This window comes from Rhizobium sp. 01N424 (assembly GCF_056399485.1).
In genome coordinates this window covers 125704-140713 of sequence record NZ_JBFTRK010000004.1, presented here as the reverse complement: position 1 = coordinate 140713, position 15010 = coordinate 125704, and the positions used below count along the sequence as shown (strand labels likewise).

Sequence of the window (15010 nt, the reverse complement as noted above, 5' to 3'; positions counted from 1 at the left end):
GCCAACGCCGACTTGGCATATTGAAGCGGGCAGCGCTCCGCAAACTCCCCTCATCCCTGTGCTTGTCACAGGGATCCAGCCCGCCCAAGCCCTTGGGCCGAAAAGACTCTTCCCACCGCGCAGACGCGCGGTGACTGGATTCCTGTGACGAGCAGAGGAATGAGGGAGACGTAAAGACAACCGCTCAAAACAAAAGCGGCCGGAGTTGCCTCCAGCCGCCTCAAAACTCAGACCTAGAAAAGTCTCAAGCCTTATACTTTGCAACCGCGCCCGGAAGCTTGCTCCACTCGCCGTACCAGCTGTTGAACAGCTTGAACTGGCTCTCGACATAGCCGCGCTGGCTGTCGTTGAGGGTGTCGCTCTCGTTGAAATGCAGCGTGTATTCCTCGTCGCCCTTCAGCACCATCATGTGCTTGAAGAACAAGACGAGATCCGGACCTTCATCGAAGGAGGAGAGGACGGCGAGAGCCTGCTCCAGCTCCAGAGCCCGCTGACGCGCATCGACGTCGCCCTTCGCCGCGGCCTGCGACAGGTTGCAGAGCGTGATGACTTCCTTTGGCAGGACGTTGCCGATGCCGGTGATGGCGCCGGTGGCGCCGCAATTGACGAAGCCGTGGAAGACGGCAGTGTCGACACCGATCATCAGCGAAACGCCGTCGTCACGGCTGGTGATGTTCTCGGCCGCGTAGCGCATGTCTGCCGGGCCGCCGAATTCCTTGAAGCCGACGAGGTTGGAATGTTCGGCGCGCAGCGCGAAGAACAGGTCGGCGCGGGTGGCGAAGCCATAATAGGGGCTGTTGTAGATGACAGCCGGAAGATCCGGGGCTGCCGACAGGATCGCCTTGAAGTGCGCCTTCTGGGCGGCGATGACCGAGCCGCGCGAGAGCACGCGCGGGATGACCATCAGGCCGTGGGCGCCGACCTTCTGGGCGTGCGCCGCATGGGCAACGGCCGAGGCGGTGTTCACCGCACCCGTGCCGACGATGACGGGAATGCCGGCCTTGACCAAGCGCTCGACGCCTTCCATGCGCTGCGCGTCGCTGAGCAGCGGCCAGTCACCCATAGAGCCGCAATAGACGACGGCCGACATGCCGTCGGCGATCAGCTGCTTGCCCTTGCGCACCAGCGCGTCGAAGTCCGGGGTCCGGTCCTTCTTGCAGGGGGTCATGAGCGCCGGGATGACGCCGGAAAAGATCTTGGCCTTCATGTCAAACTCCTTCAGCGGATAGCGAATGATCGGGGCAGCACGGGCGCGGACGTATCAGCGCCTCAAGCTCTGATATATCATCTAGCACTTTGTATTTTATTTGTCGACAAGAAATCGCCGACGTCTCACAAATCGATATCGTGCCGCTGGTTTCGCGAAAACAACGCCTGGATCTGCGCCACGATCTGCTCGGCATGCGCCTTGGCCAGCCTGTCGGCGGCATCGATATCCCGCGCCTCGATCGCAGCAATCATATCCTCGTGCTCGTCGACGAACTGCTGCGGCAGACGGTCGCCGTAGGATTGATAATAGAGCCTGAGGATACGTCGGCCCTCGTCGAGCAGCCGGTTGAACAGGCTGATATAATAGGGGTTGCGTCCAGCCTCGGCGATTGCCGCATGCAACGCCGCATTGGTGGCGATCATCGCCAGCGCATCGCCAGCCTCGGCGGCGGCGGTAAAGCGGGCCTGCGCGGCGCGGATCGCCACAAGGTCCTCGGGGCGTTGATATTGAGCCGCGAGCCGCGTCGTCACCCGGTACATCAAGACAAGCGCATCGAAGAAGGTGTGTAGATTGAGGAAGTCGATATTCGCCACCATCGTCGAGCGGTTCGGCAGCGTATCGATCAACCCCTCTCCCGAGAGCCGGACAAGCGCCTCGCGAATCGGCGTGCGCGACATCTTGAAACGCTCGGCCAACTGCACTTCATCGATGGGACTACCCGGCGGCAGGACCAGATCGAGGATCTCGTCGCGCAGCAGTTCGTAGACCATCTTCACGCCTGAGCCGCGCTTGCGCTCGGGAACGGAGGCCGGGTCTGTTTCGGTCATCGCGGAAATCCTTGTCTCTCACCTATCGAGTAAGGGGGCACGCGCACCGGATCAATCTTTTTTCCGCAGGCGCCCTATCGGCCCGTCAAAAGCCGCTTCACGCCCGACACTCATTTACAACAAACAGGTTTACAGTAAATTACTAACATGTTAGCTCTCTAATTACTGACTTCAGGAGAGAAAATGGTGGCGGGATTTGGTTTGTCGGTCGCTCTGGCGACGCCTTTCAAAAGCAGTGGCGCGATTGCGGCCGATGTCATGGTGAAGCAGGCAAGGCGGAGTCTCGCAGACGGCTGCGCCAGCGTCACGCTGTTCGGCACGACCGGCGAAGGCGCCTCGATCGGCACCCAAGAGCGCGCACGGATCCTCGATGCCTTCATGGAAGCAGGGATCGAACCGTCGCAGATCGTTGCCGGTGTGCTTGTCGATGCCGCCGAGGATGCCGCCCATCAGATGGCGCAGGCACTCTCGAAAGGCGTGCGCAACATCCTGCTTGCCCCGCCGTCCTACTTCAAGAACGTCAGCGACGATGGGCTTTTTGCCTGGTATGCCGACGTCTTCGCGCAGGTGGGCGACAAAGCGCGCGATGTGCTGGTCTACAACATTCCCTCGGTGACGATGGTTGCCCTCAGCATCGATCTGATCGGCCGCCTCAGGACTGCCTTCCCGGCGATCGTCACCGGCGTCAAGGATTCCTCCGGCGACTGGCCCTACACCGAAACGCTGCTGAAGACCCATGGCGACCTGATCATCCTGATCGGCGACGAGCGCCATCTCGCCAAGGGCGTGCGGCTGGGCGGCCAGGGAGCGATTTCGGGCATGGCGAATTTCGCGCCGCTCGAGGTCCGCGCCATGGCGGTCGATGGCAAGGACGATACGCGCGTCGAACGTTTCGTTGCAGAGCTCCTGAAGCATCCCGTGACACCCGCCGTAAAAGTCATGGTGGCAACCATGACAAACGATGAAACATGGCTTGCAGTCCGTCCGCCTTTGACGTCAATTTCCGCCGGCGGCAGACGCGAACTCGCTTCTGCCTTCGAAAGCCTGTTTCGCACCAAGGCGGCCTGAGCGAAATGTACGAGGAGAAGCCTATGGATGGAGCCGACGAGCAGCCGACGCTACGGGAGAAAGCCTATGAGAGCTTTACCCGGCATCTGCTGGCGCGCGACGTCCGTCCCGGGCAATTCGTCTCCCAACGCCGGCTGGTCGAACTCACAGGACTGACGCTCGGCGCCATCAGGGAGCTCATCCCGCGTCTGGAGGCGGAGGGGCTGATCAAGACGGTGCCGCAGCGCGGCCTGCAGATTGCCCATATCGACCTCAACCTGATCCGCGAAGCGTTCCAGCTTCGCCTGTTTCTCGAGAAGGAGGCCGTCGCCCTGTTCACGCAGACGGCCTCCGACGCGACCGTTGCGGCCATGCTCGCCGAGCATCGCGACATTGTCGCGGCGATCGAGAGCGGCAACGCAACGCATGAGCTCGAAGTCCATGCCCAGGCGGTCGACTGGGGCATGCACGACGCCTTTATCGACGCGCTCGGCAACACGATCATTTCCAACGCCTACCGCGTCAACTCGATCAAGATGCGCTTGATCAGCCAGGAGCGCTTCCGCATCGACGGCCGCGTCGGTCCTGTCATGGGCGAGCACCTCAAGGTGCTGGAGGCCATCGAACGGCGCAATGTGGACGAGGCGGTCAATGCCCTCGCAGCACATATCAATCACGCGCGAAGCCGTGCGCTGAGACTATAGACGACCGCCCGCGGTGAGGAGATCGCAGGGCACAAAGGAGGAGGAGTAACAGCATGGCATCTTCATTCATCAATCCCACCCGCCGCAGCTTTCTGGCGGGATCTGCCGCAGTCGGCGCGGCCGGCATCCTGGGCGTCAAGCCGGCCTCGGCGGCGGTCGACTGGAAGCGCTTCGCGGGAACGACGCTCGAGGTCAACCTAGTCAAGAGCCCGCGCAGCGAAACGATCCTCAAATACCTCAGCGAATTCGAGACACTGACCGGCATCAAGGTCAATGCCGAGGCGACGCCCGAACAGCAGCAACGCCAGAAGACCACCATCGAACTCAGCTCCGGCAAGCCGAGCTTTGACGTCGTGCACCTCAGCTACCATGTCCAGAAGCGCCAGTTCGAAAAGGGCGGCTGGCTGGCCGATATCAGCGGCTTCCTCAATGATCCCTCGCTTACCGACCCATCGCTGGTGGAAAGCGATTTTGCCGAGGCCGGCATGACCTTCGCCAAGGATTCCGAGGGTAAGCTGCGCTCGCTTCCCTTCTCGGTCGACTACTGGATCGTCTACTGGAACAAGGAACTTTTCGAGAAGAAGGGCCTATCCTACCCGGCGACCTTCGAGGAGATGGTCAGCGCTGCCGAGGCCCTGACCGACAAGAGCAGCAACACTTATGGTTTCGTCGCCCGCGGCCTGAAGAATGCCAACGTACCGGTCTGGACGACGCTGATGCTGGGCTACGGCACGACGCCGCTCGGCCCGGACGGCAAGCTGCGGACGACCTCCGATGATGCCGTGGCTGCCGCCAAGATGTACCAGCAGCTGATGACGAACGCAGCGCCGGTCGGCGTCTCGGGCTTCAACTGGGCCGAAGCGCAGTCTGCCTTCCTGCAGGGCAAGATCGGCATGTGGCTCGATGGCGTCGGCTTCGCACCGCCGATCGAAAACCCGGAAAAGTCCCGCGTCGTCGGCAAGGTCGGCTATGGCGTCATGCCGAAAGGCCCGAAGGCGCAGGCAGCGGCGACGACGGGAGACGGCATCGGTGTTGTTGCCGCCAGCAAGAACAAGGAAGCCGCCTACCTCTTCTGCCAGTGGGTGATCTCCAAGGAAATGGGTGCCCGCCTGCTCCAGGCTGGTGCCGGCGTTCCGTTTCGCAACTCCGTGCTCGAGGATCCGAAGGTTCGCGAAGGCGTCAAGATGCCGAGCGCCTGGGTCGATGCCGTTGCAGGCTCCGCCAAGGTTTCGCAGCTCGCCCTGCCGGTCATCATTCCGGTCACGGAGTTCCGCGACATCTATGGCGTCGGCCTCACCAACATGATCGGCGGCGCCGATCCGGCGGCCGAGCTGAAGACGGCAACCGCTCAGTTCGAACCGGTCCTGGCACGAAGCGAGGGATAATGGCATCCGTGAGCATGGAAACCGCGCGGAGCGGACGTGACGCAAAAGCGAGGAGCAAGCCGAACAGGCTTGCTCCGAACTATTGGCCCTTCGTGATCCCGGCACTGATCGTTATTGCCGCGGTCATCGTCTTTCCGTGGGTTTTCACGCTGTGGATGAGCGTGAATAGCTGGACACTTGGCCAGGCCGTCGTCTTTGCCGGCCTGGACAATTATATCCGGCTGTTCACCGACTTCCGTTTCTGGGAGTCGCTCTGGCACACGGCTGTTTACACGCTGCTTGCCGTCGTCGCCCCCCTGTTCTTCGGAACACTGGCCGCACTGATCTTCGACGCGCAATTTCCGCTCCGAGGCCTGCTGCGCGGCATTTTCGTCATGCCGATGATGGCGACGCCTGTTGCCATTGCGCTCGTCTGGACCATGATGTTCCATCCGCAGCTCGGTGTGCTCAATTATCTTCTGTCGCTCGCTGGCATCGGCCCGCAGGAATGGATCTACAACCAGAAGAGCGTCATTCCTTCGCTGGTGCTGGTCGAGACCTGGCAGTGGACGCCGCTGATCATGCTGATCGTGCTTGGTGGTCTGGCCGCCGTGCCGCGCGAACCATATGAAAGTGCCGAGATCGACGGCGCCAATGTCTGGCAGAAATTCCGCTATCTGACGCTTCCGATGATTGCGCCCTTCCTGATGATCGGCGTCATCATCCGCTCGATCGACGCCGTCAAGAGCTTCGACATCATCTATGCGATGACGCAGGGTGGGCCCGGCACGGCGTCGGAGACGATCAACATCTATCTCTACAACACCGCCTTCTCCTACTACGACATCGGATACGCTTCGGCGATGGCCGTGATCTTCTTCGTCATCATCGTCGTCCTGTCCTTCGTTTTGATGATGGTCCGTCAGCGCGCCAACTGGTCGGATACGGAGACACGATGATGAAGCGCAAGACGCTCGACCGCATCGGCCTTTTCTTCGTCGCCCTGGTGATGGTCTCGCCGGTCATCCTGTTCTTCCTCTGGATGATCTCGCTATCGCTGAAATACGAAATCGACAACGGCGCCTATCCGCCGATCCTGATCCCGGAACGCTTCGCCTGGTCGAACTATCTCCAGGTGTTTCAGGAAAACAATTTCTTCCTATATTTCTGGAATTCGATCCTGGTCACCGGCGGCGCGACATTGCTGGCCCTTCTGATCGGCGTACCCGCCGGCTACGGCATCGCCCGGCTGAAGGCGGAGCGCTCGGCGATGGTGATCATGATCGCCCGCATGACGCCGGGTCTTTCCTTCCTCATCCCACTGTTCCTGTTGTTTCAATGGCTGAACCTGCTCGGGACGCTCTGGCCGCAGATCATCATCCATCTCGTGGTCACCGTGCCGATCGTTGTCTGGATCATGATCGGCTATTTCGAGACGACGCCAAAGGAGCTGGAGGAGGCAGCCAGCATCGATGGCGCGACGGCCTGGCAGGTGTTCCGCCTGGTGGCGCTGCCGATCGCCAGGCCCGGCATCGTCGTCGCCTTCATCCTGTCCGTGATCTTCTCGTGGAACAACTTCGTCTTCGGTATCGTGCTCGCAAGCCGCGAAACGAGAACGCTGCCGGTTGCGGTCTATAACATGCTGTCCTTCGAGCAGGTGAGCTGGGGGCCGCTGGCCGCTGCCGCGCTGATCGTCACCTTGCCGGTGCTGGTGCTGACGATGTTTGCGCAGAGACAGATCGTTGCCGGATTGACCTCAGGCGCGGTCAAGGGTGGCTAGGCAGGACAATTCAACCAAACGAGTGACCGCAGCCTTGAACCTGTCATCTCCTCCATCCACCGGCCGCCGCCATGTGCTTTGCGTTGGCGCAGCCGTGCTCGACACGCTGTTCAGGGTGCGATCGATCCCGGAAAAGCCGGGCAAGGTGCTTCCCTACGAAATGCTGCAGGTTGCCGAGGGTATGGCCTCGAGCGCCGCCTATGCGATTGTCAGGCTGGGCGGCATGGCAAGCCTCTGGGCCGCCACCGGCGATGACCCCGCCGGGCATCAGATCATCTCCGATCTGCAGCAGGCAGGCATAGACGTGGAAGGGATGACGCTCGTACCGGGCGCACGCTCAGCAGTCTCAAGTATTCTCATCGACGATGATGGCGAGCGGCTCATCGTTCCCTTCTACGACAAGCAGCTGCACGACGTAGTGCGGGATGTGACGCCCGCCGATCTCTCAATCTTCGATGCGGTTATGGTGGATGTGCGTTGGCCCGGGCTGGCCAAAAAGGTACTGCAGGCAGCCCGCCAGGCTGGCAAACCCGCCATCTTCGACGGCGACGTCGCGCCTGCAGAGACACTGGATATGCTGGCGAAAGAGGGCGATCATCTGCTTTTTTCGGAACCCGCCGCGCGTCTGCTCTGCGCATGCGACGACCCTGCTGCAATGGTGCCGATCCTTCGCGAGCGCTATCCGAATGCCCTGGTCGCCGTGACTGCAGGAGAACGCGGCTGCTATTGGTGGAACCGGCAGGAAGACGCCGTCGCTCATGTTCCAGCCTTTCGGGTGAAGGCCGTCGATACGCTGGCGGCGGGCGATGTTTTCCACGGAAGCTATGCCCTGGCGATTGCCGAGGGCGCCGGACCCGAAGATGCAATCCGGCTGGGTTCGGCTGCCGCCGCGCTCAAATGCACGGTCTTCGGCGGTCGCCTCGGCGCACCTGATCGCGCTGCCGTCATGGCCTTGCTGTCAAAGGACTGACGCGTCAGCCGCCGCGCTTCATTGCCTGAACGAGGTTGCGGCCGCGCCGCAACGCGGTGATGGCCGCGCCGACGGCCACGATCCAGAGCGCGGCACACAGAACATCGTTGTGCAGGCCGAGCAGTGGTTCGAAGACCGACAGGACGGCTGCCGCCGTGACGGTTGCCATGCGGTGCTGCTTGGCCATCGGGCCAGAGAAATCGGCGCCTTGCCCGCAGGCACGGCCAAGCTCGCGGACATAGGCGGTGAGAACCGCAAAGGCGGCCGCCGCCCAGCCAAGGCCGGCAAAGCCGATGCCGAGGCCGATACCCGCGAAAATCAGGATATCGGCGGCGCGATCCGGAAACTCGTTCCAGAAGGGGCCATCGGCCGCAGCCTTGCCGCCCTCGACCGCGACCATGCCGTCGAACAGATTGCAAAGCAGACGAAGCTGGCAGGACAGTGCTGCGAGGAGCAGGAAGACGATCCGCTGGGTGCCGGTATCCTGTCCCGCGAAATAGAAGAACAGTCCGGCCAGCGCCGCGGCCGCAATGCTCGCCTGCGAGATCTGGTTCGGCGTGACTGACTTTTGCGCCAGCCAGCGGGCGATCGCCTGCGCCCACCATGTATTGCGGCTCGTCAGCGGACGGCGGTCTCCGGCCTCGGTCACGGCGCAGTTCTCCCTCTTGAGATCGAATAATTGTAGATCGCCGCATAGCTGGTGGAAACGGCAAGCGGCACGGCGATGGTCTTCAGGATTTCGGGCGTGCCGCTCAGCATATGGAAGGCGACGAGAATGGTCGCCGACCCCAGGCAGGCAATCAGCGGCGGCGCGACGAGACGGACGCCACCGGAAAACAGATTGGACAGCGCCTCGACCGCCCGTTTCAGAAACAACGTCAGGCAGGCGGAAAGCATGCCCTGCACGGCGCCTGCCATGAGCATGGCCGGCAGCGGATAGGCGCGGTTGGCAAACAGCGCCCAGCTGCCCATAGCGATAAAGGCAAAGGCGACATGCACGGCGCTGCTTCGGCCAAGCCGCGCGACGAGGCCACTCATGTCAGCGACCACCAGTAGCGAACGAGATGGAAGAAGATCGGCGCCGAGAAGACGACGGAATCGAGCCGGTCGATAAGGCCACCATGGCCCTCAATGATATGGCCCCAATCCTTGACGCCGCGATCACGCTTGATCGCCGACATGACGAGCCCGCCGAAGAAGCCCATCAGGGTGATGATGAGCGCCAGGAGGCCCGCCTGGAAGGGCGTGAACGGGGTGATCCACCAGAGCGAAGCACCGATCAGCGTGGCGCTGGCGATGCCGCCGATGAAGCCTTCGACGGTCTTTGAGGGCGAGAGTCTCGGCGCAATCTTGGTGCGGCCAAAGAGCTTGCCCCAGACATATTGCAGCACGTCGGACAGCTGCACGACGATGACGAGGAAGGCGATCAGCAGGACGTTGCGGCCCTCATATCCCGGGATCGTCAGCGTCAGCAGCGCCGGCACGTGCGAGGCGCAGAAGACGCAGATCATCAGCGCCCATTGGACTTCGGCGATGCGGATCAGGAAGCGCTCGGTATCGCCGCGCAACACCGAGATGATCGGCATCAGCAGGAAGGCGTAAACAGGCACGAAGATCGAATAGATACCGTATTCCTCGGCCCAGAGCAGATAATACTGGATCGGCAAAACGACGAAGAAGGCCGAGGCGAGCGCCCAGTGATCGGCCCGCTTGGTATTGGTCAGCGTGATGAACTCGCGCAGCGCCGCAAAGGAGCAGAAGGCGAAGAGAATGATGACCCCTGCCCGCCCGGCCAGAAAGGCGACGCCGATGAAGATCACCATGATCCACCAGGCCTTGATGCGGGCGTTCAGGTTTTCGATGGCGCTGTTCGAACCGTCGGGCGACAGCTTCCGGTGCAGCACATAGCCGATAGCGGATGCCAGGATCAGCACACCGAAAATGCCGAGAACCAGGGTAATCAGATCGTGTTGCGCCCCGTTCATTCGCCAGCTCCGGCCGTTTTCGGCGACAGCGCCAGCATCGCGGCGCGCAGACGCTCGAGAAAATCTTCCTTCGCCTCGCCGCTCTCCAGCTGCATCGGGCTGCCGAACGTCACGGTGCAGATCAGCGGTATCGGCACGATTTCTCCCTTCGGCATGACGCGGTTCAGATTGTTGATCCAGACCGGCACGAAATCGATATCCGGCCGCGCTTCGGCCAGATGAAAGATGCCACTCTTGAACGGCAGCAGCTGTTCTTCGGTCTGGTTTCGCGTGCCCTCGGGGAAGACGATCAGCGACGAGCCGCTGTCGATGGCGTCGGCCATCTGCGCAATCGGATCCTGCGTCCGGTTCTCGCGATCCCGCTGGATCAGCACCGAATTGAAGACATCGCGGCCGATGAAGGTACTGAGCCTGGATTTCAGCCAATATTCGGCACCGGCCACCGGCCGTGTTTCGGCGCGCATTCTGGGCGGCAGCACCGCCCAGACGAGAATGAAATCGCCATGGCTGGAGTGATTGGCAAAATAGACGCAGCGCCGCGGCGGCAGGCCTTCGCCCGACCAGATGGCACGCACCGCGGTGATGGCGCGCGCAAACAGCACGATCGCCACCGCGGCAGGCTTTGCAATCAATGTCCGCATGTCCTGCATCAAGGCTTCCTGCATTCAGGGTTGCAGGAACCTAGCTGCCTTTTGCGCAGACGGGAAGCAGCGCCGTAAGCCGGGTAAGATTTCCACAGGCGGCCGGCATCACGCCGACCGTGCTTCTCCCTCATCGGCCTCGGCCGACACGAGAATCTTGTCGACGCGGCGGCCATCGAGATCGATGACCTCGAAGCGCCAGCCATTCTTGACGAAGCTCTCACCGAGCTCCGGCAGGTGCTTCAGCTCTTCGAGAATGAGACCGGCGACAGTCTGGAACTCGATGTCGTCGTCGAGCTTGAAGCTCATGAACTCGGCGAATTCGTCGATCGGCGTCCAGCCGGATACCAGATAGGAGCCATCGGTGCGGCGAACGATTGCCTGTTCTTCCGAAGGACCTTCCAGCAACGCGCCCATGATCGCTTCCATGATGTCGCCGGACGAGATGACGCCTTCGAAATGGCCATACTCGTCATAGACGAGAACCATGTGAACGGGCGATTTGCGGATCGCCTGGATCGCATGCGTTGCGGTCGATAGATCCGAAATGACCGGAACTTCATGGGCCAGCGCCTGGATATCGGCATGGCCGTTGGCATTCATGGCGTCGTAATAGTCCTTGACGAACAGGACACCAAAGACTTCGTCGGAGCTGCCGCGGCGAACCGGCAGACGCGAGCGGCGCGTCGCATGCAGCAGGGTGCGGATCTCTTCCGGGGTATCATCGACATCGACGACCTCGACATCGCGGCGCGGCGTCATCAGGGCGCGGGCCGTGCGGTCGGCAAGGCGCATGACGCCCGAAATCATCGCCGATTCTTCGCTTTCGATCACGCCGGCGCTCTGCGCTTCGGCGAGGACCGTCTTGATCTCTTCGTCGGTCACGCCGTCGCTGACCTTGCCGGACTGGCCAAGCAGCTTCAGCACCAGCTTGCCCGATGCATCGAGCAGCCAGACGAGCGGCAGCGCAAATTTGGAGAGCACGACCATCGCAGGCGCCACCTTGGCTGCAACCGCTTCCGGTTCGCGCAGCGCAATCTGCTTCGGCACGAGCTCGCCGACGATCAGCGACAGGTAGGTGATGGCGACGACCACGGTGCCAACGCCGAGCGCATCCGACAGCGCCGGGCCAACGCCCTGCTCCGACAGCCACTGCGTCAGGCGTCCGCCGAGCGTGGCGCCGGAAAAGGCGCCCGAGAGCACGCCGACCAGCGTGATGCCGATCTGCACGGTGGACAGGAAGCGTCCGGGATTTTCGGCAAGTCTGATGGCCTGGGTGGCCCCCAGGCTGCCGTGATCGGCGAGAACTTTAAGACGGGCTGGGCGGGAAGAAACGACAGCAAGTTCGGACATGGCGAGCACACCGTTCAGAACGGTAAGCAGGACCACGATAATGATTTCGACTAACAAAAGGAGCCTATGATATCGACAAGGATGCCCCAAGATAAGGGTAAAGCGCTGACATTGAAAGCAAACGATCCGTTGAATGGCGGATATTTTTTCGTGGCCGGAGCGTTTCCATAGCGATATCTGGCATGTTTCGGAACGCCGCAGGCCATCGTCTCCGCGGCACAACCAAAACCTTCACGTTTCCGAAAAACGGAACTTTTAAGCGTTCTATCGGTTCTTCATGCTCAACGAGCCTGGGGAGAATACCTTATGACACAGATCCGAGAAACCGAGCGCCGTGGCCGTACTCTGCGCGGCCGCCCGTATAGCCTTCCGGAATTTGCCAAGAAATACGGCCTCGAAGACGATCAGGCTGAAGACCTCTTCGTGCGCTTCGGCCCCTCCTCGATCGAACTCGATCTGCTGATGGCCGCCAAGCGCCGTCCGCCTGTGCGTCTCGAGCAGGTGATGTAATCGATCCCGACCCGGTCATGCGGCTCGCGAACGGCAGTCTCTGACGAAAGAATGGACGATGAACGCCACGACCGCAGCCAGCAAGAAGGCCAAGCCCAACGCCGCGATGATGAAAGCGCGGGCGGTTCCGCAGCTGATTGACCCGGATGCCGAACCGTTCGTCGCTGAAGCCGTGCGTGAGCTTGTCGATTGCAAGATCCCGTTTCTGGTCGCCGGTACCTATGCTGTCTGCGCCTACACCGGCATCCAGCGGCAGACGAAGGACTTCGACATCTTCTGCAAGGCCGGTGACTACGGCCGCATCCTTGGGCATTTCAAAGACAAGGGTTACGCCGTCGAAGTCGAGGATGAGCGCTGGCTCGGCAAGGTCTTCAAGGGCAAGCATTTCTTTGATGTCATTTTTGCATCGTCCAACGGCACGATGCCCGTCGGCGACGACTGGTTCAAGGATGCGCGCCAGGTGGAGATGTGCGGTTGCCCGGTCTGGATCATCAGCCCGACAGAGCTGCTTTGGTCGAAATTCTTCGTTCAGCTGCGCCACCGCTATGACGGCGCCGATATTGCCCATGTGATCCTGCGCGCCCATGATAAGATCGATTGGCGCAAGCTGCTTGGCTATATGGAAGTGCACTGGGAAGTGCTGCTGATTGCTATCCTGAACTTCCGGTGGATCTACCCGACCGAGCGCGACAAGATTCCGCAATGGCTGATCGACGAGTTGCTGGAGCGCCTTGCTGCGCAGCGCGAGCTGCCGCTGCCGCAGATGCGCATCTGCCGCGGACGTATGTATTCGCGCGTCGATTTCGAGATTGACGTCAAGGAATGGGGTTTTGCCGATGTCGGTGGCGAGGGACAGCCGCGCGGCGAATGGGAGGAAGCCGATGGCTGAGACGAGAAAGAAGATCCGCGTCGCCGCCGTCGCCGACCTGCATGTGAAGGAAGACGGCGCCAAATCCTACAAGGAGCTTTTTGCCGAGGTCTCCGGTGTTGCCGATGTTCTCGTCATGGCAGGAGACCTCACCGATCTCGGCAAGCCCAAGGAAGCTGAGCTTCTCGCTGCGGATCTGCGCAGCTGCACGGTTCCCGTCGTTGCCGTTCTCGGCAACCATGACCACGAGAGCGGGTCTGTCGAGGACGTGACCCAGATCCTGACCGATGCCGGGGTGAAACTGCTGAACGGTCAGGCGGCGGAGATAGCGGGCGTCGGCTTCGTCGGCGTCAAAGGCTTTGCCGGCGGCTTCGGCCGGCATATGCTTGGCTCGTTCGGCGAGAACGCCATCAAGGCGATGGTCGCCGAAAGCGTCGAGGAATCGATGCGACTTGAAAATGCCATGCGCCAGGTGCGCGCCGACAGATCGATGGTGATCCTCCACTATGCGCCGATCGCCGAAACCGTCGTCGGCGAACCGCTGGAGATCTACCCGTTCCTCGGATCCTCGCGTCTGGCGGAAACCATCGACCGCTTCAAGGTCAATGCGGTCGTCCACGGCCATGCCCATCGCGGCACATACGAAGGGCGCACACCTGGCGGGGCGCCAGTCTATAACGTTGCCGCCCATATCGAAAAACCGACCGGCAAGGCCTACGCGCTGCTGGAGCTGTAAATCTAGGCGCGTTTACCAATCTTGCGGACCGGCTTCTGTTCCGGCCGGACGACACGAAACGCGTCGTTTTCAGCAGCCCGCATCAGGCGGCCGGTGCGGCGCAACATGTCGATCAGCTCACTGCCGTCGGTCGATGCGCGCGTTCGTTCGAGCTGCTCGTATTCCGCCATCGCCTGCTGCCAGTGAGCACCGCCCCGATCGTGCGAGCGGCCCTCTTCCTCCCAGATGGCATAGGCACGCTGATTGATCCAATCGTCCTTCGTACGGCTCATGATATGTCCAACTGAAATAAGCAAAATAATCTCCGGGAAGACTGCCACAGCGGGCTTACAGAGTCGTTACTTGCGCGGACGAAATTTGAGCGGATTTACTTGCACTATCAGCAGCAAGATCAGGCCGAAAGAATGTGCGTGTTCTACTCCTTGCGCTCGGCAAGCTCGATGATGATGCCGTCGGGGTCGCGCAAGAAGGCGATCTTGTGCAGCACCTCGGAATTGAAGGCGAGACGCGGCCGCTCCTTCACCTCGACGCCGGCGGCTTCAAGCTTTGCGAAAGTCTCGTCGACGCTGTCGAACAGGAAGGTCAGATGGCGCATACCCGCGGTGCCGTCAGGCACATCCGCGGCTCTGGCTGCGCCGCCTGGCGGCGCGACGATCTCCAGCATGCCGCCGCCTGCATCCAGAAATACGAGATCGGAGCCATCCGGCTGCTTTTTCCGAAGATGAAGTCTGAGGCCTAGCAGGCTACAGTAGAAATCGACGGTGCGATCCATGTCGCTGACCGTCATGCCGACGTGTTCGAAGGATTTCAGCATTGCAGGCGGGGCCTCCTCTCCCCGGCAGGCGGATGAAAAATCGCTGCCGAACCTACGCCTCTGCAACCGGGCCGCAAGTCCGAAATCTAGCCTTCAACGAAACGTGCAGTCAGTTTTTCCGGTGATCAGCCTTGCCCGCGCTGGCCGAATGTGATCGATTTCCAGCGCTGCTGGAGGGCGGCAATTTTCCGCGATTTCCAT

Annotated in this window: 18 protein-coding genes; 9 read left to right on the top strand and 9 right to left on the bottom strand. The window is 61.4% G+C overall.

What is annotated here, in order from left to right:
• Nucleotides 1–244: 244 nt before the first annotated feature.
• Nucleotides 245–1207: a dihydrodipicolinate synthase family protein gene (locus AC1DNK_RS13465; RefSeq protein WP_112388698.1), complete on the bottom strand. Its 963-nt coding sequence runs from the start codon at nt 1205–1207 to the stop codon at nt 245–247.
• A 125-nt stretch (nt 1208–1332) separates the two neighbouring features.
• Nucleotides 1333–2037, bottom strand: a complete 705-nt coding sequence (locus tag AC1DNK_RS13460; protein WP_112388699.1) for a GntR family transcriptional regulator — start codon at nt 2035–2037, stop codon at nt 1333–1335.
• A 183-nt stretch (nt 2038–2220) separates the two neighbouring features.
• Here AC1DNK_RS13460 and AC1DNK_RS13455 point away from each other — a divergent pair, with 183 nt between their 5' ends.
• Genes AC1DNK_RS13455 through AC1DNK_RS13430 form a run of 6 tightly spaced genes read left to right on the top strand, consistent with a single transcriptional unit; the run spans nt 2221 to nt 7902 of the window.
• Nucleotides 2221–3105, top strand: a complete 885-nt coding sequence (locus tag AC1DNK_RS13455; RefSeq protein WP_112388700.1) for a dihydrodipicolinate synthase family protein — start codon at nt 2221–2223, stop codon at nt 3103–3105.
• A gap of 23 nt (nt 3106–3128) precedes the next feature.
• Nucleotides 3129–3788 (top strand): GntR family transcriptional regulator, encoded by a 660-nt coding sequence (locus AC1DNK_RS13450; protein ID WP_112388701.1) that lies wholly within the window; start codon nt 3129–3131, stop codon nt 3786–3788.
• A gap of 53 nt (nt 3789–3841) precedes the next feature.
• A complete protein-coding gene (locus AC1DNK_RS13445; protein WP_112388702.1) occupies nt 3842–5173 on the top strand; it encodes an ABC transporter substrate-binding protein in 1332 nt (443 codons plus the stop codon).
• Nucleotides 5173–6111 (top strand): carbohydrate ABC transporter permease, encoded by a 939-nt coding sequence (locus tag AC1DNK_RS13440; protein WP_112388703.1) that lies wholly within the window; start codon nt 5173–5175, stop codon nt 6109–6111. The genes AC1DNK_RS13445 and AC1DNK_RS13440 overlap by 1 nt, the downstream gene beginning before the upstream one ends.
• On the top strand, nt 6111–6932 hold the full coding sequence (locus AC1DNK_RS13435) for a carbohydrate ABC transporter permease (RefSeq protein WP_162698697.1): 822 nt from the start codon (nt 6111–6113) through the stop codon (nt 6930–6932). Before AC1DNK_RS13440 ends, AC1DNK_RS13435 begins: the two co-directional genes overlap by 1 nt.
• Before the next feature lie 22 nt (nt 6933–6954).
• A complete protein-coding gene (locus tag AC1DNK_RS13430; protein ID WP_477941557.1) occupies nt 6955–7902 on the top strand; it encodes a sugar kinase in 948 nt (315 codons plus the stop codon).
• 4 nt (nt 7903–7906) lie between these two features.
• Here AC1DNK_RS13430 and AC1DNK_RS13425 read toward each other — a convergent pair whose 3' ends face one another.
• From AC1DNK_RS13425 to AC1DNK_RS13405, 5 genes are all read right to left on the bottom strand, one after another.
• The gene (locus AC1DNK_RS13425) at nt 7907–8551 is read right to left on the bottom strand and encodes a CDP-alcohol phosphatidyltransferase family protein (RefSeq protein WP_477941556.1); all 645 of its coding nucleotides are present in this window, start codon (nt 8549–8551) and stop codon (nt 7907–7909) included.
• Nucleotides 8548–8940: a hypothetical protein gene (locus AC1DNK_RS13420; protein WP_477941555.1), complete on the bottom strand. Its 393-nt coding sequence runs from the start codon at nt 8938–8940 to the stop codon at nt 8548–8550. The genes AC1DNK_RS13425 and AC1DNK_RS13420 overlap by 4 nt, the downstream gene beginning before the upstream one ends.
• The gene (locus AC1DNK_RS13415; RefSeq protein WP_477941553.1) at nt 8937–9887 is read right to left on the bottom strand and encodes a phosphatidate cytidylyltransferase; all 951 of its coding nucleotides are present in this window, start codon (nt 9885–9887) and stop codon (nt 8937–8939) included. The genes AC1DNK_RS13420 and AC1DNK_RS13415 overlap by 4 nt, the downstream gene beginning before the upstream one ends.
• Complete coding sequence (locus AC1DNK_RS13410; RefSeq protein ID WP_477941807.1) at nt 9884–10528, bottom strand: lysophospholipid acyltransferase family protein; 645 nt, start codon at nt 10526–10528, stop codon at nt 9884–9886. The genes AC1DNK_RS13415 and AC1DNK_RS13410 overlap by 4 nt, the downstream gene beginning before the upstream one ends.
• A 108-nt stretch (nt 10529–10636) precedes the next feature.
• On the bottom strand, nt 10637–11938 hold the full coding sequence (locus tag AC1DNK_RS13405) for a hemolysin family protein (protein WP_112514488.1): 1302 nt from the start codon (nt 11936–11938) through the stop codon (nt 10637–10639).
• A gap of 249 nt (nt 11939–12187) precedes the next feature.
• On the opposite strand from AC1DNK_RS13405, the gene AC1DNK_RS13400 reads away from it, so the two are divergent.
• The 3 genes from AC1DNK_RS13400 to AC1DNK_RS13390 all read left to right on the top strand — a co-directional run bounded on the left by AC1DNK_RS13400 (nt 12188) and on the right by AC1DNK_RS13390 (nt 13995).
• Entirely contained in the window at nt 12188–12391 is a 204-nt protein-coding gene (locus tag AC1DNK_RS13400) for a hypothetical protein (RefSeq protein WP_112388708.1), read from the top strand.
• A gap of 109 nt (nt 12392–12500) precedes the next feature.
• Nucleotides 12501–13280: a nucleotidyltransferase family protein gene (locus AC1DNK_RS13395; RefSeq protein WP_112444412.1), complete on the top strand. Its 780-nt coding sequence runs from the start codon at nt 12501–12503 to the stop codon at nt 13278–13280.
• Nucleotides 13273–13995: a metallophosphoesterase gene (locus AC1DNK_RS13390; protein WP_112597236.1), complete on the top strand. Its 723-nt coding sequence runs from the start codon at nt 13273–13275 to the stop codon at nt 13993–13995. Before AC1DNK_RS13395 ends, AC1DNK_RS13390 begins: the two co-directional genes overlap by 8 nt.
• Nucleotides 13996–13997: 2 nt before the next feature.
• On the opposite strand, the gene AC1DNK_RS13385 is transcribed toward AC1DNK_RS13390, so the two are convergent.
• Both AC1DNK_RS13385 and AC1DNK_RS13380 read right to left on the bottom strand, forming a co-directional pair.
• A complete protein-coding gene (locus AC1DNK_RS13385; RefSeq protein WP_477941552.1) occupies nt 13998–14267 on the bottom strand; it encodes a DUF2934 domain-containing protein in 270 nt (89 codons plus the stop codon).
• 143 nt (nt 14268–14410) lie between these two features.
• Nucleotides 14411–14809 carry a VOC family protein gene (locus AC1DNK_RS13380; protein WP_112388711.1) on the bottom strand — a complete coding sequence of 133 codons (399 nt, stop codon included), beginning with the start codon at nt 14807–14809 and terminating at the stop codon, nt 14411–14413.
• Nucleotides 14810–15010 lie beyond the last annotated feature (201 nt).